This window comes from Microbacterium sp. NPDC080005 (assembly GCF_040702445.1).
Lineage (GTDB): Bacteria > Actinomycetota > Actinomycetes > Actinomycetales > Microbacteriaceae > Microbacterium > Microbacterium oleivorans_D.
Map to the genome: position 1 here is coordinate 1020747 of NZ_JBFBLD010000001.1, position 25376 is coordinate 1046122.

25 protein-coding genes are annotated in these 25376 nt (G+C 71.1%); 1 reads left to right on the top strand and 24 read right to left on the bottom strand.

All coding sequences use genetic code 11. The annotated features are described in order from the left end of the window. Window positions 1-2 precede the first annotated feature (2 nt). From AB0259_RS04935 to pyrR, 17 genes are all read right to left on the bottom strand, one after another. The gene (locus AB0259_RS04935; protein WP_366220327.1) at window positions 3-1952 is read right to left on the bottom strand and encodes a primosomal protein N'; all 1950 of its coding nucleotides are present in this window, start codon (window positions 1950-1952) and stop codon (window positions 3-5) included. An 8-nt stretch (window positions 1953-1960) separates the two neighbouring features. Continuing rightward, window positions 1961-3154, bottom strand: a complete 1194-nt coding sequence (gene metK / locus AB0259_RS04940) for a methionine adenosyltransferase (protein ID WP_366220325.1) — start codon at window positions 3152-3154, stop codon at window positions 1961-1963. Window positions 3155-3271: 117 nt separating this feature from the next. Continuing rightward, window positions 3272-3526, bottom strand: a complete 255-nt coding sequence (gene rpoZ, locus AB0259_RS04945) for a DNA-directed RNA polymerase subunit omega (protein ID WP_064002061.1) — start codon at window positions 3524-3526, stop codon at window positions 3272-3274. Between the two features lie 106 nt (window positions 3527-3632). After that, entirely contained in the window at window positions 3633-4178 is a 546-nt protein-coding gene (locus AB0259_RS04950; RefSeq protein ID WP_366220323.1) for a CoA-binding protein, read from the bottom strand. Next, window positions 4175-5512 (bottom strand): O-acetylhomoserine aminocarboxypropyltransferase/cysteine synthase family protein, encoded by a 1338-nt coding sequence (locus tag AB0259_RS04955; protein WP_366220321.1) that lies wholly within the window; start codon window positions 5510-5512, stop codon window positions 4175-4177. Before AB0259_RS04955 ends, AB0259_RS04950 begins: the two co-directional genes overlap by 4 nt. A 31-nt stretch (window positions 5513-5543) precedes the next feature. Then, window positions 5544-7565, bottom strand: coding sequence for an acetate--CoA ligase (acs, locus tag AB0259_RS04960; protein ID WP_366220319.1), 2022 nt, complete (start codon window positions 7563-7565; stop codon window positions 5544-5546). Continuing rightward, window positions 7556-8380 (bottom strand): ABC transporter permease, encoded by an 825-nt coding sequence (locus tag AB0259_RS04965; RefSeq protein ID WP_366220317.1) that lies wholly within the window; start codon window positions 8378-8380, stop codon window positions 7556-7558. Before AB0259_RS04965 ends, acs begins: the two co-directional genes overlap by 10 nt. Window positions 8381-8382: 2 nt before the next feature. Further along, window positions 8383-9405: an aliphatic sulfonate ABC transporter substrate-binding protein gene (locus AB0259_RS04970; protein ID WP_366220315.1), complete on the bottom strand. Its 1023-nt coding sequence runs from the start codon at window positions 9403-9405 to the stop codon at window positions 8383-8385. After that, window positions 9402-10241, bottom strand: coding sequence for an ABC transporter ATP-binding protein (locus AB0259_RS04975; protein ID WP_366220313.1), 840 nt, complete (start codon window positions 10239-10241; stop codon window positions 9402-9404). The genes AB0259_RS04970 and AB0259_RS04975 overlap by 4 nt, the downstream gene beginning before the upstream one ends. A gap of 76 nt (window positions 10242-10317) precedes the next feature. Further along, on the bottom strand, window positions 10318-11214 hold the full coding sequence (gene gmk / locus AB0259_RS04980) for a guanylate kinase (RefSeq protein WP_366220312.1): 897 nt from the start codon (window positions 11212-11214) through the stop codon (window positions 10318-10320). Further along, window positions 11207-12070: an orotidine-5'-phosphate decarboxylase gene (gene pyrF / locus AB0259_RS04985; protein ID WP_366220309.1), complete on the bottom strand. Its 864-nt coding sequence runs from the start codon at window positions 12068-12070 to the stop codon at window positions 11207-11209. Before pyrF ends, gmk begins: the two co-directional genes overlap by 8 nt. After that, the gene (carB, locus tag AB0259_RS04990; RefSeq protein WP_251580776.1) at window positions 12067-15354 is read right to left on the bottom strand and encodes a carbamoyl-phosphate synthase large subunit; all 3288 of its coding nucleotides are present in this window, start codon (window positions 15352-15354) and stop codon (window positions 12067-12069) included. The genes pyrF and carB overlap by 4 nt, the downstream gene beginning before the upstream one ends. Continuing rightward, window positions 15347-16510, bottom strand: coding sequence for a glutamine-hydrolyzing carbamoyl-phosphate synthase small subunit (gene carA / locus AB0259_RS04995; RefSeq protein ID WP_366220304.1), 1164 nt, complete (start codon window positions 16508-16510; stop codon window positions 15347-15349). The genes carB and carA overlap by 8 nt, the downstream gene beginning before the upstream one ends. Then, window positions 16507-17040: a hypothetical protein gene (locus tag AB0259_RS05000; RefSeq protein WP_251580764.1), complete on the bottom strand. Its 534-nt coding sequence runs from the start codon at window positions 17038-17040 to the stop codon at window positions 16507-16509. The genes carA and AB0259_RS05000 overlap by 4 nt, the downstream gene beginning before the upstream one ends. Next, a complete protein-coding gene (locus AB0259_RS05005) occupies window positions 17037-18341 on the bottom strand; it encodes a dihydroorotase (RefSeq protein WP_366220302.1) in 1305 nt (434 codons plus the stop codon). Before AB0259_RS05005 ends, AB0259_RS05000 begins: the two co-directional genes overlap by 4 nt. After that, window positions 18338-19309 (bottom strand): aspartate carbamoyltransferase catalytic subunit, encoded by a 972-nt coding sequence (locus AB0259_RS05010; protein WP_366220301.1) that lies wholly within the window; start codon window positions 19307-19309, stop codon window positions 18338-18340. The genes AB0259_RS05005 and AB0259_RS05010 overlap by 4 nt, the downstream gene beginning before the upstream one ends. Beyond that, entirely contained in the window at window positions 19306-19836 is a 531-nt protein-coding gene (gene pyrR / locus AB0259_RS05015; RefSeq protein ID WP_366220300.1) for a bifunctional pyr operon transcriptional regulator/uracil phosphoribosyltransferase PyrR, read from the bottom strand. Before pyrR ends, AB0259_RS05010 begins: the two co-directional genes overlap by 4 nt. Before the next feature lie 143 nt (window positions 19837-19979). On the opposite strand from pyrR, the gene AB0259_RS05020 reads away from it, so the two are divergent. Next, window positions 19980-20471: a hypothetical protein gene (locus tag AB0259_RS05020; RefSeq protein WP_366235774.1), complete on the top strand. Its 492-nt coding sequence runs from the start codon at window positions 19980-19982 to the stop codon at window positions 20469-20471. 15 nt (window positions 20472-20486) lie between these two features. On the opposite strand, the gene nusB is transcribed toward AB0259_RS05020, so the two are convergent. The 7 genes from nusB to aroC all read right to left on the bottom strand — a co-directional run bounded on the left by nusB (window position 20487) and on the right by aroC (window position 25373). Beyond that, window positions 20487-20894 (bottom strand): transcription antitermination factor NusB, encoded by a 408-nt coding sequence (nusB, locus tag AB0259_RS05025; RefSeq protein WP_064002078.1) that lies wholly within the window; start codon window positions 20892-20894, stop codon window positions 20487-20489. Between the two features lie 7 nt (window positions 20895-20901). Beyond that, the gene (gene efp, locus AB0259_RS05030) at window positions 20902-21462 is read right to left on the bottom strand and encodes an elongation factor P (RefSeq protein WP_366220296.1); all 561 of its coding nucleotides are present in this window, start codon (window positions 21460-21462) and stop codon (window positions 20902-20904) included. Window positions 21463-21552: 90 nt separating this feature from the next. Beyond that, window positions 21553-21999 carry a type II 3-dehydroquinate dehydratase gene (gene aroQ, locus AB0259_RS05035; RefSeq protein ID WP_251580759.1) on the bottom strand — a complete coding sequence of 149 codons (447 nt, stop codon included), beginning with the start codon at window positions 21997-21999 and terminating at the stop codon, window positions 21553-21555. A 9-nt stretch (window positions 22000-22008) separates the two neighbouring features. Further along, window positions 22009-22542 carry a GNAT family N-acetyltransferase gene (locus AB0259_RS05040; RefSeq protein ID WP_366220295.1) on the bottom strand — a complete coding sequence of 178 codons (534 nt, stop codon included), beginning with the start codon at window positions 22540-22542 and terminating at the stop codon, window positions 22009-22011. Beyond that, complete coding sequence (gene aroB / locus AB0259_RS05045) at window positions 22539-23618, bottom strand: 3-dehydroquinate synthase (protein ID WP_366220293.1); 1080 nt, start codon at window positions 23616-23618, stop codon at window positions 22539-22541. The genes AB0259_RS05040 and aroB overlap by 4 nt, the downstream gene beginning before the upstream one ends. Then, the gene (locus AB0259_RS05050) at window positions 23615-24160 is read right to left on the bottom strand and encodes a shikimate kinase (protein WP_366220291.1); all 546 of its coding nucleotides are present in this window, start codon (window positions 24158-24160) and stop codon (window positions 23615-23617) included. The genes aroB and AB0259_RS05050 overlap by 4 nt, the downstream gene beginning before the upstream one ends. Next, window positions 24147-25373, bottom strand: coding sequence for a chorismate synthase (gene aroC / locus AB0259_RS05055; RefSeq protein ID WP_366220289.1), 1227 nt, complete (start codon window positions 25371-25373; stop codon window positions 24147-24149). The genes AB0259_RS05050 and aroC overlap by 14 nt, the downstream gene beginning before the upstream one ends. Between the last annotated feature and the right edge of the window lie 3 nt (window positions 25374-25376).

The following is a 25376-nucleotide window of genomic DNA, read 5'->3' on the forward strand; positions in this document are numbered from 1 at the left end:
CCTCACAGATCGAGCTCGGGCACATCGAGCCGAACCCTGAGTGTAGTCCGCGGCCCCGGCCCGCGACGCCGACCGCGCACGGCGTCGGCGACGACCGAGGCGCGCAGCTGCTCGGCTGCAGCGCGCCCGTGCGCGTAGTCGACCCGCACGAGCGCCCGGGCGCCGTCGTCGGTCGGCACCGGCCCCAGCACGGTCATCGGGCCGAGCTCGGGGACCGCGTCGCGCAGCTCGGCGAGGGCGCGGTCGACGGATGCCGGGGCGCCCTCGACCGCGGCGATGCGGACGGTCGGCGGCATCATCAGCGGCGCACGGTCGGCGAGCTCCGCGCGGGCGTAGGCGGCCTGGGTCCAGGTCGCGAGGGCCCGCGCGACGGGCCCGGTGACACCGACCAGGTGCACGGGCGCCCCCGGGGCGGCGAGGGCCGCGGCGTTCGACCACCAGCGCAGGCACGACTCCCCGATCCGTAGCTGCTCAGCCATGAGCATCTTGTCGCCGTCGAGCAGGATGACAGCGCGGTAGCCACCCTCGGCGGGCGGCTCCGCGCCCCGGGTCGCGATGACGAGCGCCGGCCGCGCGTCGACCGAGGCGACGGGGTGGTCGCCGTCCGCGACGATGACACGGACGCCGGGGAAGGCCCGGCCGAGCTCGTCGGCGGTACGCTCGCTCCCCGAGGATGCCATGCGGAACCGCGTCCCCTGACAGTGCGCGCACGTCCAGTTCGGGGCCGATCGTCCGCACCAGCCGCAGTCGGGAGTCGCCCCGGGCCGACGGGCGCGGAGCGGACCGGAGCAGTGGCGACAGCGCGCCGGATGACGGCACTCGGCGCAGACGAGGACGGGCGAGTAGCCCGGACGCGCGACCTGGACGAGCACCGGACCGTGCTGCAGAGCCTCGCGGGCGGCGGCGAACGCCGCCGACGGCACTCGCGCGCCGCGGTGCTCCGCCTCGTGCGTGGCCGACAGGACCACGCGGGGGCTGGCACGACGCTGCGCGGTCACCTCGCGGACCCACCCGACCTGCACCAGGCGTTCGACGTCCGAGGTGCGCGTGTGCCCCGAGAACACGAGCGACGAGTGTTCCTCCTCCTGGCGGACGAGGGCGGCATCCCGCGCGTGCACTCCAGGGCTGAGCGGCTCTGCAAGCAGCGGGTCGCCGTCATCCCACACCAGGACCGCGCCGACGTCGTGCGCCGGCGCGTAGACCGTCGACCGGTTGCCGACCACGATGCACGGCGCGGGGCTCAACAGTCGGAGGTAGGTGGCGAACCGCTCGGGTCCGGAGCGTCGCGCGTCGTCGCGGATGACGGCATCCGCCGGGACGAGCGCAGCGAGGGCCTCGAGGATCTGCGACTGATCGCGATGGTCCGGCACCACGATGAGCGTGCTGCGGCCGGTGTCCAGGACGAGAGTCGCCAGAGACGCGAGCAGGTCCGCCCACGCGCCGCGCAGGCGACCGGGCGACGGATGCGGCGGCGCGTCGACGGCCAGCCGCTCCCCCGACAGGACGGCGTCGGCGAGCCCCGGATAGACGTCGGCCGTCGCTCTGGCGCGGGTCGCGGCATCCGGATCCACCGTCGGCACCTCGGGCGGATCGGCGGCCACCCACGCCTTCTCGGCGCGGACCATCCGCTTGGGGACCGCCAACCGCAGGATGTCACTGGCCGAGCCCGCCGCACGGTCGGCCACCCGCCGCGCGAGACGGTACAGTGCGCCGGGAAGGATCGGGACGGCGGAGACCACCGAGGTCACCTCGGACAGAGGCCGTCCGCCCGGCTCGACCTCGGCACGCTCGATGATCCACCCCTCGACCGTGCGGCCGGCGCTGCGCAACGGCACCTTGACGCGCACGCCCGGAAGGGCCGTGTCGCGGAGGGCGTCGGGGACCGCGTAGTCGAAGAGCCGGTCGAGCTGGGGCAGCGGCGAGTCGATGAGGATCCGCGCGACGTCGATCACGGCGAGAGTCAGAGACCGGCGGCGGCCCGCAGCAGGTCGACGCGGTCGGTCCGCTCCCAGGTGAACTCCGGCAGCTCGCGCCCGAAGTGTCCGTAGGCCGCTGTCTGCGCGTAGACGGGACGCAGCAGATCGAGGTCGTCGATGATCGCCTGCGGACGCAGGTCGAACACGTCGCGGATCGCGGCGGTGATCGCCTCGTCGGAGACGTGGCCGGTGCCGAAGGTCTCGACGTAGAGGCCGACCGGCGCGGCGCGCCCGATCGCGTAGGCCACCTGCACCTCGAGGCGGTCGGCGAGTCCGGCGGCGACGGCGTTCTTGGCGACCCACCGCATGGCGTACGCGGCGGAGCGGTCGACCTTGGAGGGGTCCTTTCCGCTGAACGCGCCACCGCCGTGACGGGCGGCGCCGCCGTAGGTGTCGATGATGATCTTGCGACCGGTCAGGCCCGCGTCGCCCTTCGGCCCGCCGACGACGAACGGGCCGGCGGGGTTGATGACGTACCGCACGTCCGAGACGTCGAGCCCCGTCTGCGCGAGCACGGGGTCGATGACCTCCGCCTGCACCGCCGCGCGAAGGGCCGGCAGCGAGATGTCGGGGTGATGCTGCGTGGACAGGACGACGGTGTCGACCGTGCGGGGCGTCGTGCCGTCGTACCCGAGGGTCACCTGCGTCTTGCCGTCGGGGCGCAGGAACGGCAGCGCACCGCTGCGGCGCGCGTCCGTGAGTCGCTCCGCGAGACGGTGAGCGGTCCAGATCGCGGTCGGCATGTACTGCGGCGTCTCGTTCGTCGCGTAGCCGAACATGATCCCCTGGTCGCCCGCGCCCAGCGCGTCGACCGGGTCCACGGAGCCCCCTTCGCGGTGCTCGAGCGCGTTGTCCACGCCGGCGGCGATATCACCGGACTGCTCGCCGATCGAGACCGTGACGCCGCAGGAGTCGCCGTCGAATCCGGTCTCCGAGGAGGTGTATCCGATGCGGTTGACGACGCGACGGACGATGCCCGGGATGTCGACGTAGCCGTCGGTGCGCACCTCGCCCGCGACGTGGACCAGTCCGGTCGTCACGAGCGTCTCGACGGCGACGCGGCTGCCGCGGTCGACCTCGAGGAGGGCGTCGAGGATGCTGTCGGAGATCTGGTCGCAGATCTTGTCGGGGTGACCTTCGGTCACGGACTCCGACGTGAACAGGCGCAGCGCGGTCATCGGTCCTCCAGAGGGCGGATCGGGGGTGTGCAAACCATCATGCCCGCGGTCCCCGACACGGGGGACTCGCGGGCATGAGGATGACGCCGTATGGCGTCAGGGGTCACGACGTCGAGGTCACTCGGCCGCGCGCAGGCGCAGCTTGTCCTCGTGGATCTCGTGCAGAGCGATCGTCAGCGGCTTGTCCTCGACGTTCGAGTCGACGAGCGGGCCGACGTTGTCGAACAGATTCCCCTCGTGGAGGTCCGAGTAGTAGTCGTTGATCTGACGCGCACGCTTGGATGCGTAGATGACGAGCTGGTACTTCGAGTCGACCTTGTCGAGCAGTGCGTCGATGGGCGGGTCGATGATGCCCTGGTCACGGTTGGCCATGGTGGTCCTCCAGGATCGGTGAGGCGAGAAGTCTGCACGGGCGCGTGTGCGCGCGGCCCGGCATCCCCCCAGTCTACAGGGCGCGCAGTCGCTCCGCCGCGCGCGCTCAGCGGCTGAGCAGCTGACGCTTCGAGCTCAGAACCCCGGTGTCGAAGCCGGCGAGGTGGAGGCCGCCGTGGAAGCGGGCGTGCTCGATCTTCACACAGCGGTCCATCACGACCGACAGCCCCGCGTCGGCGGCGATCTCGGCGGCGCCCTCGTGCCAGGAGCCCAGCTGCAGCCAGAGGGTCGAGGCCCCGGCATCCACCGCCTCCTGCGCGACGCCGGGCAGGTCGTCGTGCTTGCGGAAGACGTCCACGATGTCGGGGGCCACCGGGAGCTCGGCGAGCGAAGCGTAGGCGGGCCGGCCGAGGATCTCGGTCGCACGCGGGTTGACGTAGTAGACGTCGTAGGGCGAACTCCCCCGCAGGTACGTCGCGACGAAGTAGCTCGCCCGCGCCGGGTTGTCGGAGGCGCCGACGATCGCGATCGTCTTCGCCCGGCGGAGGATCTCGAACCGCTCCTGCGCGCCGGCCGACGGCCAGGTTCGGGTCTGCTCACGGTGGGGCGCCGCGGCAGGGGCCGGGAGGGCGCACGCGTTCGGATCGCTCATCGGCTGACTCCTGTCGCTCGGGTGAGGGCCTGGTCGAGGTCCCAGATGATGTCCTCGGGGTCTTCGAGACCCACCGAGATGCGGATGAGGTCGGCGGGCACGCCCGCCGCGATCAGCTGCTCCGTACTCAGCTGCTGGTGGGTGGTCGAGGCGGGGTGGATGACCAAGGTGCGGGCGTCGCCGATGTTGGCGAGGTGGGAGGCGAGCTGCAGGGAGTCGATGAGGACCTCGCCCGCCCGCCGACCCGCGGCCACCCGTTCGGCCTCGGTCGATGCGTCGTCGCCCGCCCTCACACCGAAGGCGAACACCGAGCCCGACCCCAGCGGCAGGTACTTCTGCGCGCGGGCGTGGTGCGGGTGTCCCGGCAGTCCCGCCCAGGTGACGAACGACACGCGCGGGTCCGCGTCCAGCCACTCCGCGACGATGCGCGCGTTCGCGAGGTGCGCATCGATCCGCTGCGGCAGCGTCTCGACGCCCTGCAGCAGCAGGAACGCCGAGTGGGGGCTGAGCGCCGCACCGATGTCGCGCAGCTGCTCGCTGCGGAGCTTGGTGAGGAAGCCGTACTCGCCGAAGTTGTCCCACCAGCGGATGCCGCCGTACGAGGCGACCGGCTCGGTCATCTGCGGGAACTTGCCGTTCCCCCAGTCGAACGTCCCCTTCTCGACGACGACGCCGCCGAGGGTCGTCCCGTGCCCGCCCAGGAACTTGGTCACGGAGTGGATGACGATGTCGGCGCCGTGCTCGAGCGGGCGTGCGAGGTACGGCGTCGCGAGCGTCGAGTCGACCACGAGCGGGATGCCGGCGGCGTGGGCCACCTCGGCGAGGCCCTCGATGTCGGCGATCTCGCCCGACGGGTTGCCGATCGTCTCGACGTAGAGGACCTTCGTCTCGGGCCGGATCGCCGCGGCGTAGTCGGCGGGATCGCTCGAGCCGACGAACGTCGTGTCGACGCCGAATCGGCGCAGGGTCACGTCGAGCTGCGTCACCGTGCCGCCGTAGAGCTGCGCCGAGGCGACGACATGGTCGCCGACACCGACGAGCGCGGCGAACGTAATGAACTCCGCGCTCATCCCGGACGCGGTCGCGACCGCGCCGATCCCGCCCTCGAGCGAGGCGAGCCGCTCCTCGAGTGCGGCGACGGTGGGGTTGCCGATCCTGGAGTAGATGTTGCCGTACTTCTGCAGCGCGAACAGGTTGGCGGCATCCGTCGCGTCGTCGAAGACGAACGAGGACGTCTGGTAGATCGGCACGGCGCGCGCGCCCGTTGCGGCGTCGGGGGTCCCCCCGGCGTGCAGGGCGCGCGTGCGGAAGCTGAAGCGGTGTTCGTCAGTCATGTGTTCTCTCTCGGCAGGGTGATGCAGCGGGTCAGGCCGCGGCGAGGGCGGCGGCGATGCGCGCGACGGCGTCGGGGTTCTGCAGCGACGTCGTGTCGCCCAGTGGTGCGGGTTCTCGGCCGGCACGACGGTCCTGTTCGGCCTCCCACAGCTGGGCGAGCAGCCGCCGGAGGATCTTGCCGGAGCGCGTCTTCGGAAGGTCGGGGACGATCACGACGTGACGCGGCTTCGCGACCGGTCCGATCTCGCGCGCGACGTGTGCGCGGAGTTCGTCGGCGGCAGGCTCCACGGGACCGGACGGGACGACGAACGCGGCGACGGCGTGGCCGGTGACCGGGTCGGCGACGCCGGTGGTCCCCGCCTCCCCCACGGACCCGTGTGCGACGAGGGCGGACTCTATCTCGATCGTCGAGAGGCGGTGACCCGAGACGTTCACGACATCATCGAGACGACCGAGGATCCAGATGTGCCCGTCCGCGTCCCGTGTCGCGCCGTCGCCGGCGACGTAGTAGCCACCGTGCTCGCCGTGACCCGCGTAGGCCGACCAGTACGAGTCCCGGTAGCGCGCCGGGTCGCCCCAGACGGTGCGGGCCATCCCGGGCCACGGCCGCCGGACGACGAGTGTGCCGGAGCGTCCCGGCTCGACCTCGCGGCCCTCGGCGTCGACGACGGCCGCGTCGATCCCCGGCAGCGGGACGGTCGCCGAGCCGGGTTTGAGGGTCGTCACGCCGGGCAGCGGTGCGATCATCGCCGCACCGGTCTCGGACTGCCACCAGGTGTCGACGACGGGAACCTCGTCGCGGCCGAACGCACGGCGGAACCAGGCCCACGCTGCCGGGTTGATCGCCTCGCCCACCGTGCCCAGGAGGCGGATGCTCGAGAGGTCGTGCCCGGCGGGCAGGTCCTCCCCGAACCACGTCATGAAGGTGCGGATGAGGGTGGGCGCCGTGTAGTACACCGTGACGCCGTAGCGCTCGATGATCTCGAGGTGACGCTCACGGTGCGGTGCGTCGGGCGTGCCCTCGTAGATCACCTGCGTGAGTCCGTTCGAGAGCGGACCGTAGATCTCGTAGGTGTGCGCCGTCACCCAGGCGAGGTCGGCGGTGCACCAGTGCACGTCGTCAGGCTTCGCGTCGAAGTGCGCCCAGTGGGCCCAGCTCGCATGGGCGAGGTAGCCGCCCGAGGTGTGGACGAGGCCCTTCGGCTTCCCCGTCGTCCCCGAGGTGTAGATGATGAAGAGCGGATGCTCCGCCTCGAACGCTGGCGCTTCGTGGACGGGCGAGGCGGTGTCGACGAGCCCGTGCCACCAGACGTCGCGACCGGGGACCCACGCGACGTCGTGGCCGGTGCGCCGCACGACGAGGACGTGCTCGAGGGCGGAGAGGCCGCTTGCGGCGGCATCCGCGGCGGATTTCACCTCGACCGCTCCCCCGCGACGGAACTGGCCGTCGCTGGTGACGAGGAGCTTGGCGCCCGTGTCCTCGAGACGGAAGCGCAGCGCTTCGGCCGAGAAGCCGCCGAATACGAGGGAGTGGACGGCGCCGACCCGTGCACAGGCGAGGGTGATCACGACCGTCTCGACGAGGACCGGCAGGTACACCACGACGCGATCGCCTGGACGGATGCCGAGGGCGACGAGTGCGTTCGCCGCCTGCGAGACCCGACGCTGCAGGTCCGCGTAGGTGACGCTCGTGCGGTCGCCGGGCTCGCCCTCGAAGTGCAGGGCCACCTTGTCACCGCGGCCGGCATCGACGTGACGGTCGACGCAGTTGACGGCGACGTTCAGGGTGCCGCCGTCGAACCACCGGGCAGCCGGCACGGTGAGTTCACCGTCGGCGGAGCGGACGGGCGGCCGCCAGTCGAGCGCGGTGTGCCAGGGGGTCGCCCACTCGAGGCGGTGGGCCGCAGCCTCCCAGAAGCCGACGGGGTCTGCCGCCGCATCCGCGTAGGCCGAGGCGGTCACGTTGGCGTGGGCCGCGAACGCAGCGGGCGCGGGGTAGGTGCGTGTCTCGACGAGACGCAGCTCGTCTATCCCCGGCGCCGTCACGACCATCTCCGCAGCACTCGACGCTGAAGAAGGGTGACGACGGCGTTCGAGAGGACGCCCAGGCCCGCGAGGACCACGATCGCGAGGAAGATCCGGTCGACGCGCCCCGTGCTCTGCGAATCGGTCAGGAGGTAGCCGAGCCCCATCGAGGCGGAGATGAGCTCGGCGGCGACCAGGAACAGCCACGACTGCGCCAGCGCGAGACGCAGGCCCGAGACGAGCGAAGGGACGGTCGCGGGCAGCTGCACGGTGCGGAAAAGCTCCCACCCGCGCAGACCGAAGGATCGCGCCATCTCGACGAGATGCGGGTCGACATGACGAAGGGCGCCGGCAACGGTGGTGAAGACGGGGAAGAAGGCGCCGATCGCCACGAGGGTCACCTTGGGCTCTTCCCCGATACCCATCCACAGCAGCAGCAGCGGCACGAGTGCCAGCGATGGGATGGCGCGGAACGCCGCGAGGATGGGACTCAGGAGCACGTCGCCGGAACGGGTGAGGCCGACGACTGCTGCGACGGCGAGTCCGACGATCGACCCGGCCGCGAAGCCGAGGACCACCCGCTGAACAGAGATGGCGACGTGACGCCAGAGCGTGCCGTCCTCGGCCAGACGGACCGCCGCATTCACGACGTCGAGCGGCGCGGGAAGCCGGTAGGTCGGGATCAGCCCGAACGCCGTGACCGCCTGCCAGAGTCCGAGGAGCGCGAGCGGGACGACGAGACCGCCGAGGACCCGGACGCTCGTGCGGGACCAGAACGGCCGCACCGCCGCCGCGCCCGGGGGCGCCGCGGCGGTGGAGGTCGCCTCTGCGGAGGCCGTCATGATCAGCCCGCGGCCTTCTCGGCGAACGTCGGCTCGACGATCGTGTCGAGTGCCTCATCGACGGCGGCCTGCCCGCCGGTCACCGCGTCGGAGTCGACGAGGACCGGCGCGATCTTCTTCAGCACGGTCAGCTGCGCGTCACCGGGGATGCCGCTGACGTCGAGGTTCGAGCGCTCGGTGATCACGGTCGTGGCGACCGCGGGGTCGACGCCCGCCACATCGGCGAGGAGCGCGGCGGTCTCGTCGGGGTTCGCGAGTGCCCACTCGCGGGCGTCTTCGTACGCGTCGACGACGACCTGGGCGACGTCGGCGTGGTCGGTGAGGAACTCCTCCGTGGCGTTGAGGAAGCCGTAGGAGTTGAAGTCGACGTTGCGGTAGATCAGCTGGTCACCCGACTCAACCTCTGCGGCGGCCATGATCGGGTCGAGACCCGCCCACGCGTCGACGGAGCCGCCGTCGAGGGCGGACCGCCCGTCGGCGTGCTGCAGGTTCTGGACCTCGACGTCCGAGACGCTGAGTCCCGCCGTCTCGAGGGCCTGCAGGAGGAAGAAGTAGGGATCGGTGCCGCTGGTCGCGGCGACCTTCTTGCCCTTGAGGTCGGCTACTGACGTGATGTCACTGTCGGGGCCGACCACGATCGCCGACCACTCGGGCTGAGAGTAGACGTCGATGACCTTGATCGGCGAGCCGTTGGCGCGGGCGAGCAGCGCGGCGGAGCCGGCGGTGGAGCCGACGTCGAGCGAACCGGCGCGCAGCAGTTCGTTGGCCTTGTTGGACCCCGCGGACTGCGTCCACTCCACGTCGACGTCGTCGCCGAGCGCCTTTTCGATCAGACCCTGATCCTTCACGACGAGGCTGAGCGGGTTGTACGTCGCGAAGTCGATCGAGAGCGTGTCGGTCGACCAGTCCCCCGTCTCCTCGGACGTGGATGCGGCGTTCTCGCCCGCGAGGCAGCCCGTGGCCATGAGCATCACCGCTCCCGCCACGACGATCGTGGGGGCGGTGCGGCGGATGACGGTGCTCATCGGGTCTCCTGGAGGGTCGTGCGGTGGGTGACGACGCCGAGTCCGTCGAGGAGCTCGGCGCGGAGGTCCGTGAAACCGTGGTCGGCACGGTCACGGGGGCGGGTGCCGGGGACGTCGATGACGCGGGCGACAGAGGACTCCGCGGAATCGGCGTCGATCGCGCGCAGCTGCAGCACGCGGTCGGCGAGGTAAAGGGCTTCTTCGACGTCGTGCGTCACGAGGACGACGGTCGTCGGTTCGGCGGAGTGGATGTCGAGAAGGAGGTCCTGCATGCGCAGTCGGGTGAGCGCGTCGAGGGCGCCGAACGGCTCGTCGAGCAGAAGCACCTCCGGTCCACGGGCGAGGGCGCGCGCGAGCGATGCGCGCTGCGCCATGCCGCCCGAGACCTCGCGGGGGCGACGCGCGGCGGCGGAGGTCAGACCCACGAGGTCGAGGAGCTCGGCCACACGGGCCTTCGCCGCAGCACGAGCGGTGCCGCGCGGCATCCCGAGCTCGACGTTCTCGGCGATGGTGCGCCACGGCAGCAGACGCGGCTCCTGGAACGCGACCGCGGTGCGCTCGTCGGTGTCGCGGAGCGGTGTGCCGTCGACGGTCACCGTTCCGGCGGTCGGCGTGTCGAGACCCGCCAGCAGACGGAGGAGGGTCGACTTGCCGCACCCGGAGGGGCCGACGACGGCGACGATCTCACCCGGCTCGAGCGTCAGGTCGATGCCGCGGAGCACCGGAACCGGGCCCTTCGCCCCCGCGAAGGTCCGGTCGACGCCCGACAGCGAGACGGCACCGCGCGGAGCCGGCGGCGTCGACGCACGCTCGGCGGCGGTCAGGACGGGGGACATGCGTCCAGCTTCCCGGACCGCCGTCGTCCCGCCTCATCGGCTGTAACGGTCTGAAACGAACCGCACCCTGCGGGTGTCAGCGGGCGAGGGTCGCGACCTCGGCTGCCGCCCGAGCGACGTCGTCATTCACGACCCGGTAGTCGAACTCGCCCTGCGAGGCGAGCTCGACGCGGGCGGTCTTCAACCGTCGAGCACGCTCCTCCTCGCCCTCGGTGCCCCGACCGACGAGGCGGTTCACGAGCTCGTCCCAGCTCGGCGGCAGGAGGAACACGAGCGTCGCGTCCGGCGCCGCCGCCCGCACCTGACGGGCGCCCTGGAGATCGATCTCGAGGAGGACCGTGCGACCCTCGGCGAGGGCGGCGTCGATGGGGCGCCGCGGCGTCCCGTACCGATAGGCGTTGTGGACGGTCGCGTGCTCAAGCAGCTCGTCGTCCCGGACCATGCGGTCGAACTCCGCGTCGTCGACGAAGAAGTAATGCTCGCCCTCGACCTCCCCCGGCCGCGGCGGACGCGTTGTCGCCGACACGGACAGCAGGATCTCGGGGTGGTGCTCCTTGATGTGCGCGGCGACCGTCCCCTTGCCGACGGCCGTAGGGCCTGCGAGAACGATCAGCCGGCTGCGCTCGCCGCGGGCCCGGGGCTCGGGCAGGCGCCGATCGAGGTAGTCCTGGAGGACCTGCCGCTGACGGATGCCGAGACCGCCGATCTTCTTCACCGGCGCGATCTGCAGGTCGGCGAGGATGCGGTCCCGCTTGCCCTCGCCGATCGCGGGGATCGCCGTCAGGAACTCCGTGACCCGCATCGCCGCGGCCGCGGACTGGGGCTCCGCCCACGCGCGCCGCAGCAGATCCTGCGGACTGATGACGCGCGTCGACACGTCGCGCTTGAGCGCGGCGCGCTCGCGGCGGGCGGCCACGGCGCGTCGCGACGCGGCGGCGCGATCGACCTCGGGAGGGGTACGGGAGTCAGGCATGTCGGGCGTCCTGGAGTTCGGAGTTGTGGGTGTCGATGGCCGCGCCGATCCCGTCGGGACCGGCACCGAGGATGCTGCGGCTCGCGCTGGCAAGCACCTGGGAGGCGAGCGGACCGAACCGTTCGCCGAGGTCGCGCAGGCGGGCGCCCTGCGCGCCGAATCCCGGTGCCAGGATCGACGCGCGGAGCAGCGAGGCATCCGACAGGCCGAGATCGGCGCGTTCCACTGTAGCCCCGACGACGAACCCGACCGGTCCGAAGCGGTCGTCCCCGACGACCGCCGACGAATTGACGGATCCGGCGCGCTGCGCGACCCAGTCCGCGACCGTCTGGCCCCGCTCCGCGTCGACCACGGTCACCTCGGCGGACTGCAGACCCGCCGCCTCCGGATTGCTCGTGGCGGCGAGGACGTACACGCCTTTGCCCTCGCGGACGGCCGTCGCGATCGTGCCTCGCAGGGAATCCGGGCCCAGGTACGGGCTCACGGTGACGGCATCCGACTCGAGCGGCGATCCCGCTGCGAGCCACGCCTCGGCGTACCCGTCCATCGTCGTGCCGATGTCGCCGCGCTTGGCGTCCGCGATCACGAGGAGCCCCGCGGCGCGAGCAGTGCCGATGACTTCCTCGAGTGCCGCGAACCCCGCGGACCCGTACCTCTCGAAGAACGCGACCTGCGGCTTGACCACGCCGACTCGGCTGCGCGCGGCATCCACGACACGCAGGCCGAACTCACGGACGCCCTCAGCGGATGCCGGGAGCCCCCACGCGTCCAGGAGGGACGCGTGGGGGTCGATCCCGACGCACAGCCGGCCGCGGGCGTCGACCGCCGCGGCCAGCCGCGACCCGAATGAGGTCACACCGCCGCCTTCCGGTCCGCGGTGTACTCCTGCAGACTGCGGACCGCGAACCCTTCGCGCAGCACCGGCATCGCCGAGACGGCGGCGCCGAGCACGGCCATCGTGGTGAACAACGCCTTGTCGGCGGCCACGGCGGCGGCGCGGATCTCGTACCCGTCGGCGCGGGCGATGCCGCCCGATGGGGTGTTCACGACGATGTCGATCTCCCCCGCGTTGATGAGGTCGACGACGTTGGACTCGCCGGAGTCCTGCGTCTCGGAGTACTTCGACACGACCTCCACCCGGATGCCGTTGCGCGCGAGGATCTCGGCTGTCCCCTCGGTCGCGACGAGGGTGTAGCCGAGCTCCTGCAGCCGGTGGGCGGGGAGGATGACGGCGCGCTTGTCGTCGTCGGCCACGGAGAGGAATACCGTGCCCGAGGTCGGCATCCCGCCGTACGCCGCCGCCTGGCTCTTGGCGAACGCGGTCGGGAAGTCGCGGTCGATGCCCATGACCTCACCGGTGGAGCGCATCTCGGGGCCGAGGACCGAGTCGACGGTCCGGCCGTCGGCGGTGCGGAACCGCTTGAACGGCAGCACGGCCTCCTTGACCGCGACGGGGGCGTCCAGCGGGACCCGCGAGCCGTCCTGCTCCGGCAGCAGCCCCTCGGCGATGAGCTCGGCGATCGACGCGCCCGCCATGATGCGGCTCGCGGCCTTGGCCATCGGGATGCCGAGGGCCTTGGACACGAACGGCACGGTGCGCGACGCGCGCGGGTTCGCCTCGATGACGTACAGCACGCCGGCCGAGACCGCGAACTGCACGTTCAGCAGCCCGCGTACGCCGACTCCCTCGGCGATCGCGTGCGTCGCCGTGCGGACCCGGTCGATCTCGCCGCGTCCGAGCGACATCGGCGGCAGGGTGCACGAGGAGTCGCCGGAGTGGATACCGGCCTCCTCGAGGTGCTCCATGACGCCGCCGATGTAGAGCTGCTCGCCGTCGAAGAGAGCGTCGACGTCGATCTCGACGGCGTCGTCCAGGAAGCGGTCGACCAGCAGCGGCGCGTCGTCGCGGATGATCGCCTGGTCGGCGATGCGGACGAAGTAGTCGCGCAGGCTCTCGGTGTCGTACACGATCTCCATGCCGCGACCGCCGAGCACGAAGCTCGGGCGGACGAGCACCGGGTATCCGATCTCCTCGGCGATCGCGATCGCACCGGCCTCGTCGGTGGCGGTGCCGTGACGCGGCGCCATGAGACCGGCGCGCTCCAGCAGCTGCGAGAACTGCTCGCGCTCCTCCGCGATGTCGATAGCGGCCGGCTTGGTACCGAGGATGGTGTAGCCGGCGGCCTCGATCCCCTTCGCGAGCCCGAGGGGGGTCTGACCGCCGAGCTGGCAGATGACGCCGACGATCTCGCCGGACTGCGCCTCGGCGTGCAGGACCTCGAGCACGTCCTCGAGTGTCAGCGGCTCGAAGTACAGCCGGTCGCTCGTGTCGTAGTCGGTCGAGACGGTCTCGGGATTGCAGTTGACCATGATGGTCTCGAAGCCGGCATCCGACAGCGCGAAGGACGCGTGCACGCACGAGTAGTCGAACTCGACGCCCTGGCCGATGCGGTTGGGCCCCGAGCCGATGATGACGACCTTCCGTCCCGCGCTGGGCGTGACCTCGGTCTCACGGTCGTACGAGGAGTAGTGGTACGGCGTGAGCGCCGGGAACTCGCCCGCGCACGTGTCGACCGTCTTGTACACGGGGCGCAGTCCGAAGCCGTGGCGGATGCCGCGCACGTCCGCTTCGCCGAGCCCGCGGAGCTCCGCGATCTGGGCGTCGCTGAAGCCGTGGTCCTTGGCGAGTCGCAGGACGTCCTCGGTGAGCTCGTCGGCCTCGCGGATGTAGTCGGCGACCTCGTTGATGAGGATCATCTGGTCCAGGAACCACGGGTCGATCGCGGTCGCGTCGAAGGCCTGCTCGAGCGTCGCCCCCTTGCGGAGAGCCTGCTGCAGCACGACGATACGACCGTCGGTCGGCGTCTTCGCGATCTCGAGCAGCTCGTCGACGGAGCGCGCCTCGGGTCCCCAGTGGAAGCTGGAGCCGCGCTTCTCGAGCGACCGGAGTGCCTTCTGCAGCGCCGTCGTGTAGTTGCGACCGATGGCCATCGCCTCGCCGACCGACTTCATGGTCGTCGTGAGGGTGGTGTCGGCGGCGGGGAACTTCTCGAAGTTGAACCGCGGCACCTTCACGACGACGTAGTCGAGGGTCGGCTCGAAGCTGGCCGGCGTCGCCTTCGTGATGTCGTTGGGCACCTCGTCGAGGCGGTACCCGATCGCGAGCTTGGCGGCGAGCTTGGCGATCGGGAAGCCGGTCGCCTTCGAGGCGAGCGCCGACGAACGCGAGACGCGCGGGTTCATCTCGATGACGATGATCCGGCCGGTCGCCGGGTCGACGGCGAACTGGATGTTGCAGCCACCGGTGTCGACACCCACGGCGCGGATGATGTCGATGCCGATGTCGCGGAGCTTCTGGTACTCGCGGTCGGTGAGCGTCAGCGCGGGTGCGACGGTGATCGAGTCGCCGGTGTGGACGCCGACCGGGTCGACGTTCTCGATGGAGCACACGACGACCGTGTTGTCGGCGGTGTCGCGCATGAGCTCGAGCTCGTACTCCTTCCAGCCGAGGATCGACTCCTCCAGGAGCACCTCGGTCGTCGGGGAGTCACGAAGACCTGCGCCGCCGATGCGACGGAGGTCCTCCTCGTTGTACGCGAAGCCCGAACCGAGCCCGCCCATCGTGAAGGAGGGACGGACCACGAGCGGGTAGCCGAGCTCGGCGGCACCGGCGAGCAGGTCGTCCATCGTGTGGGCGATGACGCTGCGGGCGACATCGGCGCCGGACTCCAGGACGAGCTCCTTGAAGACCTGCCGGTCCTCGCCCTTGCGAATGGCGTCCACCTTGGCACCGATGAGTTCGACGCCGTACTTCTCGAGGATGCCGCGGTCGTGGAGGGCCATCGCCGCGTTCAGAGCGGTCTGGCCGCCGAGGGTCGGGAGGATCGCGTCGGGCTTCTCCTTCGCGATGATCGTCTCGATGACCTCGGGGGTGATCGGCTCGACGTAGGTGGCGTCGGCGAAGTCGGGGTCGGTCATGATCGTGGCCGGGTTCGAGTTCACGAGGATGACGCGCACGCCCTCCTCGCGGAGCACCCGGCACGCCTGGGTGCCGGAGTAGTCAAACTCGCAGGCCTGACCGATGACGATCGGGCCGGAGCCGATGACGAGGACGCTGTTGATGTCGTCGCGCTTAGGCATTCTGGGTCGTCTCCTGAGTGGCGATCACGAGGTCGCGGAAGCGGTCGAAGAGGTAGTTGGCGTCGTGCGGACCGGCGGCTGCCTCGGGGTGGTACTGCACGCTGAACGCCGGGATGTCGAGGGCGCGCAGGCCCTCCACGACGTCGTCGTTGAGGCCGACGTGGCTCACCTCGACGCGTCCGTAGCCGTTCGGGCTGTCGACGACGCCCTCGATCGGCGCGTCGACGGCGAAGCCGTGGTTGTGCGCGGTGATCTCGACGCGGCCCGTCGTCTTGTCGAGGACGGGCTGGTTGATGCCGCGGTGGCCGAACGGCAGCTTGTAGGTGCCGAAGCCCAGCGCGCGGCCGAACAGCTGGTTGCCGAAGCAGATGCCGAAGAAGGGCAGGCCGGCGTCGAGCACCTCGCGCAGCAGCGCGACGTGTCGATCGGAGGCCGCCGGGTCACCGGGACCGTTCGAATAGAAGACGGCGACGGGGTCGATCGCCTGGACGTCGGCGAAGGTGATCGACTGCGGCAGGACGTGGACCTCGAACCCGCGGGCCGCGAGGTTGTTCACGGTCGCCTGCTTCACCCCGAGGTCGAGGATCGCGAGGTTGCCGATCTTCTCGCCGACGGCGGGGGTCACCTCCGCGGCGAGCACCGAGACGTCGGCGGACAGGTTCTGCCCGCTCATCTCGGGTGCCTCGCGCACGATGCGCAGCTGCTCGTCATCGGCGAGGGCTGCGGCATCCCCCGAGAAGACGCCGCCGCGCATGGAGCCGGCCGAACGGAGGACACGGGTCACGGCGCGGGTGTCGACACCGCTGATGCCGACGATTCCGTCTCGGACGAGGGCGTCCTCGAGCGAGTGGTCGGCGCGCCAGCTGGAGACGATGCGCGAAGGGTCGCGCACGACGTAGCCCGACACCCAGATGCGGCGGGACTCGTGGTCCTCGCCGTTCATGCCGGTGTTGCCGATGTGGGGTGCGGTCTGCAGGACGATCTGACCCGCGTAGGACGGGTCGGTGATCGTCTCCTGGTAGCCGGTCATCGCGGTGGCGAAGACGACCTCGCCGAGGGTGGTGCCGCGCGCCCCGTAGGCGTGGCCGGGGTGTCGGGAGCCGTCTTCGAGGACGAGGACGGCGGGTTCGGGAGCCTGGAATCTCTGAATGCTCATGCGTCGCTTCCGGGAGTCTGCTGGGGGGAGGTGGGAGTGGGGGTGGCGGGGAGGACCTGGACGATCGCGTCGGCGAGCGAGCGGGCCGAGGTGTCCTGCGGGCGGAGGTAGCTGTCGACGAGGGTGCCTTCCGGCGTCGTCCACGCGACCCGGACGAGCCCGTCGCGCTCGACGACCCGGTCGATCGCGACCGTGGCCTGTCCTGCGGCGACGAGGCGGTCCGCACCGAGGAAGACCCGCGGCTGGCCGGTGAGGTCGAGGGCGACGCCGCGGTCGGTGACGGTGACGTCGACGCGGGACCGGAAGGCCAGCCCGCGGATGGCGAGCCGCTCGAGCGGCTCGTCGTGACGCGTCGTCGCGACGTACAGTCCCTCGGACTGAAGCCGCGTCACCGCGCCGGCCGGAGCCTCGCCGACGGGAGCGGTCAGGCCCGCATCCCGCCGGGATCGTCGTCGCCACGCGAGGAGCCCCGCGAGGATCAGCACCGCGGCGACCGCCGCCATGACGAGGACGGCGGCCTCGCGGCTCACGAGGCGACCTCGTCGACGACGGCGCCGTCGGTCACGGTCTGACGACCGCGGAAGAACGTCGCGCGGACCTCGCCCGGCAGTTCCCTGCCGAGGTACGGCGAGTTGACGCTGCGGCCGCGCAGGTCATCCGTGCCGAACGCCCGGACCGGGGCCGCGTCGTAAAGGGTGAGGGATGCCGGCGCTCCGACGGCGAGCGGGGTGCCGGCCTCGGTGAGCCGGCCGATCCGCGCCGGGGCGGTCGACATGACGCGCGCGACGTCGGCCCACTCGAGCAGGCCGGTCTCGATCATGGCGGCGTGCACGACGCGGAGCGCGGACTCGAGTCCGACCATGCCGTTCGCGGCGGCCTGCCACTCGCACGTCTTGGCCTCGGCCGGGTGCGGTGCGTGGTCGGTGGCGACGATGTCGATCGTGCCGTCGGCGAGGCCCTCGCGGACGGCGAGGACGTCCTCGTCGCGCCGCAGCGGCGGATTCACCTTGAAGCGCGGGTCGTACCCGCGCACGAGGTCCTCGGTGAGAAGGAGGTGGTGGGGCGTCACCTCCGCGGTGACGTGGATGCCGCGCTTCTTCGCCCACCGGATGAGGTCGACCGATCCCGCGGTGGAGAGGTGGCACACGTGCAGGCGGGAACCGACGTGCTCGGCGAGCAGGACGTCGCGCGCGATGATCGACTCCTCGGCGACGGCCGGCCACCCGGTGAGCCCGAGCTCGGCCGACACGGTGCCCTCGTTCATCTGCGCACCCTCGGTGAGCCGGGGGTCCTGTGCGTGCTGAGCGACGACGCCGTCGAAGGACTTCACGTACTCCAGCGCACGCCGCATGATGAGCGGATCGAACACGCAGAAGCCGTCGTCGCTGAAGACGCGGACCCGGGCGCGTGAGGACGCCATCGCCCCGAGCTCCGCCAGACGCTCGCCCCTCTGCCCGACGGTGACCGCACCGATCGGCTGCACGTGGACGTACCCGGCCGCTTCGCCGAGGGCGAGCTCCTGCTCCACGACACCGGCGGTGTCGGCGACGGGCGAGGTGTTCGGCATCGCGAACACCGTCGTGTAGCCGCCCGCGGCGGCCGCACGCGAGCCGGTGAGGATCGTCTCGGACGCCTCGTAGCCGGGCTCGCGGAGGTGGGTGTGCAGGTCGACAAGTCCCGGCAGAGCGATCAGGCCGTCGGCATCCACGGTCCGTGCTCCCGCGGCGCTGAGTCCGGACCCCAGCTCGGCGATGACACCGTCCCGGATCAGGATGTCGGCGGCGATGCCGCCGTCGATCCGCGCTCCGCGGATGAGGATGGTCTCGCTCATCGGGCCTCCTCCTGTGCGTGGTTCGTGGACCGCTCCCCCGCCAGGAGCAGGTAGAGCGCCGCCATGCGCACCGACACCCCGTTCGCGACCTGTTCGAGAACGGTCGAGCGTGGCGAATCGGCGGCGTCGGCGGAGATCTCCAGACCCCGGTTCATGGGCCCGGGATGCATGACAATGCTATCGGTCGGAAGCGCGGCCATCCGCGCGACATCCAATCCCCAGCGACGCGAATACTCCCGCTCAGTCGGGAAATAGGCCGCGCTCATGCGCTCGAGCTGGATGCGCAGCATCATGACCGCGTCGGGGGCGTCGGCGATCGCCTGATCGAGGTCGTAGACGACCGTGACCGGCCAGGCCGACACGTCCTGCGGGACGAGGGTGGGCGGCGCCACGAGGGTGACGCGGGCCCCGAGGGTCGTCAGGAGCCACACATTCGACCGCGCGACGCGGGAGTGGAGGATGTCCCCCACGATCGCGACGTGCAGGCCCGACAGATCGCGTCCCCGGCTGTCGTCGCCGAAGAAGCGCTTGCGGATCGTGAAGGCGTCGAGCAGCGCCTGCGTCGGGTGCTCGTGCGTCCCGTCGCCGGCGTTCAGGACGCCGGCGGAGATCCAGCCGCTCGTGGCGAGCGTGTGCGGGGCACCGGACGCGCCGTGGCGGATGACGACCGCATCCGCCCCCATGGCCTGCAGGGTCTGCGCCGTGTCCTGGAGCGATTCGCCCTTCGAGACCGACGAGCCCTTCGCCGAGAAGTTGATGACGTCGGCGGAGAGCCGCTTGGCCGCCGCCTCGAACGAGATCCGGGTGCGCGTCGAGTCCTCGAAGAAGAGGTTGACGACCGTCTTGCCCCGGAGCGTCGGCAGCTTCTTGATCTCGCGGGACTGCGTGTCGCGCATGTCCTCCGCGACGTCGAGGATGCGGAGGGCGTCCTCGCGCGCGAGGGTACGGGTGTCGAGGAGGTGCCTCATGAGGCGATGGTCACCTCCTCGGCGCCGTCGACGTCGGCGAGGCGGACGTTCACACGCTCGTCGCGCGAGCTCGGCAGGTTCTTGCCGACGAAGTCGGGGCGGATCGGCAGCTCGCGGTGGCCGCGGTCGACGAGGATCGCGAGCCGCACGACGCCGGGACGGCCGATGTCCTGCAGCGCGTCCAGCGCGGCGCGGATGGACCTGCCCGAGAAGAGCACGTCGTCGACGAGGACCACGGTCTTCGCGTCGATGCCGTCAGCCGGGATCTCGGTCGGGCGGGGCGTGCGCGTCGGGTTCCGGTGCAGGTCGTCGCGGTACATTGTGACGTCGAGCGAGCCGACCGGGACGGTCACACCCGTGAACGAGGCGATGAGCGCTGCGATCCGTTCGGCGAGGGTGACGCCGCGGGTGGGGATCCCGAGGAGCACGAGCCCGTCGGGGCCCTTGTTCGACTCGAGGATCTCGTGAGAGATGCGCGTGAGTGCGCGGGCGATTTCGCTGTCGTGCAAGACGATGCGCGAGGTCATCCGCCGCTCCCTTCTCCGCCTCACAGGACGGTGTTAAAGGTTGCTTGTGTGCGTCCAGTCTAGCGGCGCGCGGGCGACCGCCGCGCCCACATGTCAGGATGAGCCGGGGGGATGAGATGGCACGTGGGCGTGAGGCGATCCTGGTGACCGGGACGGTGCTCGTCGTCCTCTACGCGCAACTCATGTACCTCGTCACGCAGGTCCTGACGCCGCTGTCCACGACGCCGGGGAAGACCCTCGCTGAGATCGCCGCGGCCGCGGACGCCGCAGGCGAGCCCGTCTTCACCCCGCTCGCCGTCGCTCTCCCGCTCGGCGGGGTCGCGCTCGCGGTGGCCGTACTCGTCACCGCGCTGCGGAGCCGGGCGTTCCGGTCGGAGTGGGTCGCCCTGGCGTACCTCACACTGGTGGCCTGCGGCCTGCCCGTCTACTTCGCCCTGGCCTTCGGCGTCGGCATGTCGCTGGCCGATCTGGGCGGCGTCCTGCCCGTCACAGGTGGCGACTCCGACGTCTGGCTCGTGCTCGCTAACGCGAGCTTCGCCGCCTTCTTCCTGGCGCTGGGCGTCAGTGCCGGACTCGTCGTACGGCGCGCCGGGCGCGGCACGAGAACCCTCGTCGGCCCGCGCCCCGCGCGGTGATCCGACGGAGCGGGCTCAGCTTCGTGCGATGCGCGCCAGGACGCCGTGGACGAACGAGCCGGAGTCGTCGGTCGAGAACTCCTTCGCGAGTTCGACGGCCTCGTCGATCGCGACCGCCGTCGGAACGTCGTCGTTGTGAAGGATCTCCCACACACCGATGCGCAGGATCGCGCGGTCGACCGCCGGCATCCGCTCGAGCTTCCAGTCACGGGCGTGCGTGACGATCTGCTCATCGATCTCGCTCTGCGTGTCGATGACACCGTCGACGATCTCGCGGGCGTACAGCCACGACGCCTCACGCGCAGGCTCGCTGGCCGCGCGCTTCGCTTCGGCGGCGAGGGTGACGGCGAGGTCGTCGCCGCGGATGTCCGACTGGTACAGGATGTCGAGGGCGCGCTTGCGCGCCTTGCTCCGTGCGCTCATCGGTCGGTCAGTTCACGCGGCCGAGGTAGTCCCCGGTGCGCGTGTCGACCTTGACCTTGGTGCCCTGCTCGACGAAGAGCGGGACCTGGATCTCGTAGCCGGTCTCGAGGGTGGCGGGCTTCGTGCCGGCCGACGAACGGTCGCCCTGCAGGCCCGGCTCGGTGTAGGTGACCTCGAGGACGACCGACGCAGGCATCTCGACATACAGCGGGTTGCCGTTGTTCAGCGCGATCTGGACCTGCTGGTTCTCGAGCAGGTAGTTCGCGGCGTCACCGACGACCGTCGAGGACACGCTCAGCTGGTCGTAGTCCGACACGTCCATGAAGACGTAGCTGTCACCGTCGTTGTAGAGGTAGGTGAAGTCGCGGCGGTCGACGTTCTCGATCTCGATCTTCGCGCCCGCGTTGTAGGTGCGGTCGACCACCTTGCCCGAGACGACGTTCTTGAGCTTGGTGCGGACGAAGGCACCGCCCTTGCCGGGCTTCACGTGCTGGAACTCGACGACGCTCCAGAGCTGTCCGTCGATGGACAGGACGACGCCGTTCTTGATGTCTGCAGTGGATGCCATGAGAGTGCGGTTTTCCGTTCGATGAGTTCAGGGCCAGAGCGGCCGACGATCGATTCTACGGGATGCCGCGGCATCCGCCCCGGGAAGCGGTCAGTCCCCGAGCCGCGCGACGAGCGCGCGCGTGGCCTCCGCGTACCCCGCGACGCCACGCCCGACGACATGGACCACCGCGACGTCGGCGATGTACGAGTGGTGCCGGAACGTCTCCCGCGCCATCACGTCGGAGATGTGCACCTCGGCGACGGGCAGCGCGACGCCCGCGAGCGCGTCACGGAGCACGACCGAGGTGTGCGTCAGTCCCCCTGGGTTGATGACGATGCCCGCACAGTCGGTGCGTGCGGCGTGGATCGCGTCGATGAGCACCCCTTCGTGATTGCTCTGCACGGCGCGCACCTCGTAACCCGCCTCTTCGGCGGTCCGCTGCACGAGGTCCTCGACGTCGGCGAGCGTCTCCGTTCCGTAGACCTCGGGTTCGCGGACGCCGAGGAGGTTCAGGTTCGGTCCGTTGACGAGCAGCAGGCGGCGGGGGGACGACACGTCAGCACCCTATCGGGCAGGCCGGTGCATCCGGATCTCGACACCGACCTCGACCTCGGTCTCGAGGCCGGTGGGCGCGAATCCGAGCCGGGCGTAGGCCGCGCGGGCGCGCGCGTTGTCCGCGTGCACGTCGAGCGTCAACCCGTTCACCCCGGCAGCTTCCGCCCACGCGGATGCCACGTCCACCAGCGCGTCGATGACGCCGCGCCCACGGTGGTCGGCGTCGACGAAGACCCCGACGAGGTCGGCCTGCGGAACGTCGACGCGGCGTCCGAGCGTGTCGGTCTCTCCCGCCGCGCGCAGAAGCACCGTGACCGAGCCCACCCAGCGGTTCGCCACGACGGCGACGAACTGAGCGGCTCCCTCACCCATCGCGGCATCCGCTGTGCGCTGCTGCCAGAAGGCGTCGTCCTGACCGAGCGCCTCCTCGACGGTGGACAGGAACGCGATGGGGGCAGCGGGATCGCGCAGTGCGCGGAGGCGGAGGTCGCGGACCTCGCGCCACTCCTGCAGGCGCACCCGCCGGATGACGGCCTCGGTCACCCGGCGATCTCCTGGTACGCCGCGAAGAGCAGGGACTCGTCGGGAGCCTGCATCACGGTCGGCTTGCCGACCGCGTCGAGGACGATGAATCGGAGCATCCCGCCGCGGGCCTTCTTGTCGCGCTGCATGACACCCAGCAGGTGCTGCCAGCCGTCCATGCGGTAGCTCGTGGGCAGACCGAGGACGTCGAGGATGCGGCGATGACGCGCGACGTCGTCGTCCGAGAGACGCCCGGCGAGTCGCGACAGTTCGGCGGCGTACATCATGCCGATCGAGATGGCCGCCCCGTGGCGCCAGCGGTATCGCTCAGCGTGCTCGATGGCGTGCCCGAGCGTGTGACCGTAGTTGAGGATCTCGCGGAGCCCCGCCTCGCGGAAGTCCTCGCTCACCACCCGCGCCTTCATCTCGGTGGCGAGTTCGATGCAGCGGCGGAACTCGGGCGTCGTCGGGTCGACGGCGGCCTCGGGGTCGCGCTCGACGATCTCGAGGATCTCGGGGAACCAGATGAAGCCCGCCTTGACGACCTCGGCGAAGCCGGCGACGGTCTCGTTGCGCGGCAGCGTGTCGAGGACGTCGAGGTCGCAGATCACCGACCGGGGCGCCCAGAACGCACCGACGAGGTTCTTCCCCTCGGCGGTGTTGACGCCGGTCTTGCCGCCGACGGCGGCATCCACCATCCCGAGCACGGTGGTGGGGATCTGGACGATCTGCACCCCGCGCAGCCAGGACGCCGCGACGAACCCGGCGAGGTCGGTGACGGCACCGCCGCCGAAGCCGATCACGGCGTCGGAGCGGGTGAAGTCGGCCTGTCCCATCACCTGCCAGCAGAAGGCCGCCACCTCGATGCGCTTGCCGTCCTCGGCATCGGGCACCTCGGCGGTGAGCACCTCCAGCGTCCCGTCGGCGAGGAGCGTCTCGCGCAGGTCCGCAGCCTTCGCGCCGAGCCTTGGCGTGTGCACGATGAGCACCTTCTTCACCGTGGGCGCGAGGTGGTCGCGGACGCCGGCGAGAAGGCCGCGACCGACGTGGATGTCGTAGGGCGTGCTGCCGGTGACGCTGATGGTGGTGTGGCTCATGCGCGGGCTCCGGGAAGGTCGGCGGAGGGGACGGCCCACTCCGCGATGGCGGTCACGATGTTCTCGAGCGGTCCGGACGAGGTGTCGAAGGTCACGTCGGCCACCGACTCGTAGACGGGTCGCCGCTCGGCGTAGATGCGCTCCCAGCGGGCGATCGGGGTCTCGTCCCCCGCGGTCAGCAGGGGGCGCGTGGCCGCCTCGCCCAGTCGTCGTGCGACGACGCGCGGCGCGACCGTGAGCAGAGCGACACGGTGCGGTCGCAGTCTCTCCCGAATGGTCTCGTCGAGGACGGCTCCCCCGCCGAGCGAGACGACCCCGCCCGTCTCGAGCGCCACGGCGACCGCGTCCCGCTCGAGCGCCCGGAAATGCGGTTCGCCGTGCTCAGCGAAGATGTCGGCGATCGGACCGTGCACACGGACGATCGCGGCATCCGTGTCGGTGAACGTACGGCCGAGACGCTTGGCCACACGACGCCCGACACTCGTCTTGCCGGCCCCCATGGGACCGATGAGCACGATCGCCTGGGGGTCAGGCGAGGTCATGTGCGAGAAGTGCCGCCTCCGACGCGGGAGTCGTCTTCAGCGTCTCCGGGATCGCCGCGAGGTAGGTCTCGAGGTTGCGCCGCGTCTCGCGCACGCTGTCGCCGCCGAACTTCTCGAGCACGGCGTCGGCCAGCACGATGGCGACCATGGCCTCGGCGACGACCCCCGCTGCGGGGACGGCGCAGACGTCGGAACGCTGGTGGTGGGCGGCCGCGGTGTCGCCGGTGGCGACGTCGACGGTGCGCAGCGCGTGCGGGACCGTGGCGATCGGCTTCATGCCCGCGCGCACGCGCAGCACGGTGCCGGTGGACATGCCGCCCTCGGTGCCGCCGGCGCGGTCGGAAGCCCGGGTGATGCCGTCGGCGGTCGCGAACAGCTCGTCGTGGGCGGCGGATCCGCGACGGCGGGTCGTCTCGAAGCCGTCGCCGACCTCGACGCCCTTGATGGCCTGGATGCTCATCAGCGCCTGAGCGAGCTTGCCGTCGAGACGACGGTCCCAGTGGACGTGGGACCCGAGGCCCGGCGGCAGGCCGTAGGCGAGCACCTCGACGATGCCGCCGAGCGTGTCGCCGTCCTTCTTGGCGGCATCGACCTCCGCGACCATGCGCTCGGAGGTGGCAGCGTCGAAGCAGCGGAGCGGGTCGGCATCGAGCGTGTCGACGTCGTCCGGACCGGGGAGCACGGCACCCTCGGGCACCTGCACGGGACCGATCGACAGCGTGTGGCTGACGAGGCGGATGTCGAGCTCCGACAGGAACCCGCGGGCGATCGCGCCGAGCGCGACGCGGGCCGCCGTCTCGCGCGCACTGGCGCGCTCGAGGATCGGGCGAGCCTCGTCGAAGTCGTACTTCTGCATGCCGACGAGGTCGGCGTGGCCGGGGCGGGGACGCGTCAGTGCGGCGCCGCGGCCGCGCGACCGCTCCGTCATCTCGACCGGCTCCGGGTTCATGACCTCGACCCACTTCGGCCACTCGGTGTTGCCGATGCGGAGGGCCACCGGACTGCCGAGCGACAGCCCGTGCCGCACGCCACCGGAGAGGTGGAGTTCGTCCTCCTCGAACTTCATCCGCGAGCCGCGGCCGTAGCCGAGCTTCCGGCGGGCGAGGTCGGCGCGGATCGCGTCGAGCGAGACGGGTACGCCGGAGGGCAGACCCTCCATGATGGCGACGAGTTCGGGGCCGTGGGATTCGCCGGCGGTGAGCACGCGGAGCATTGC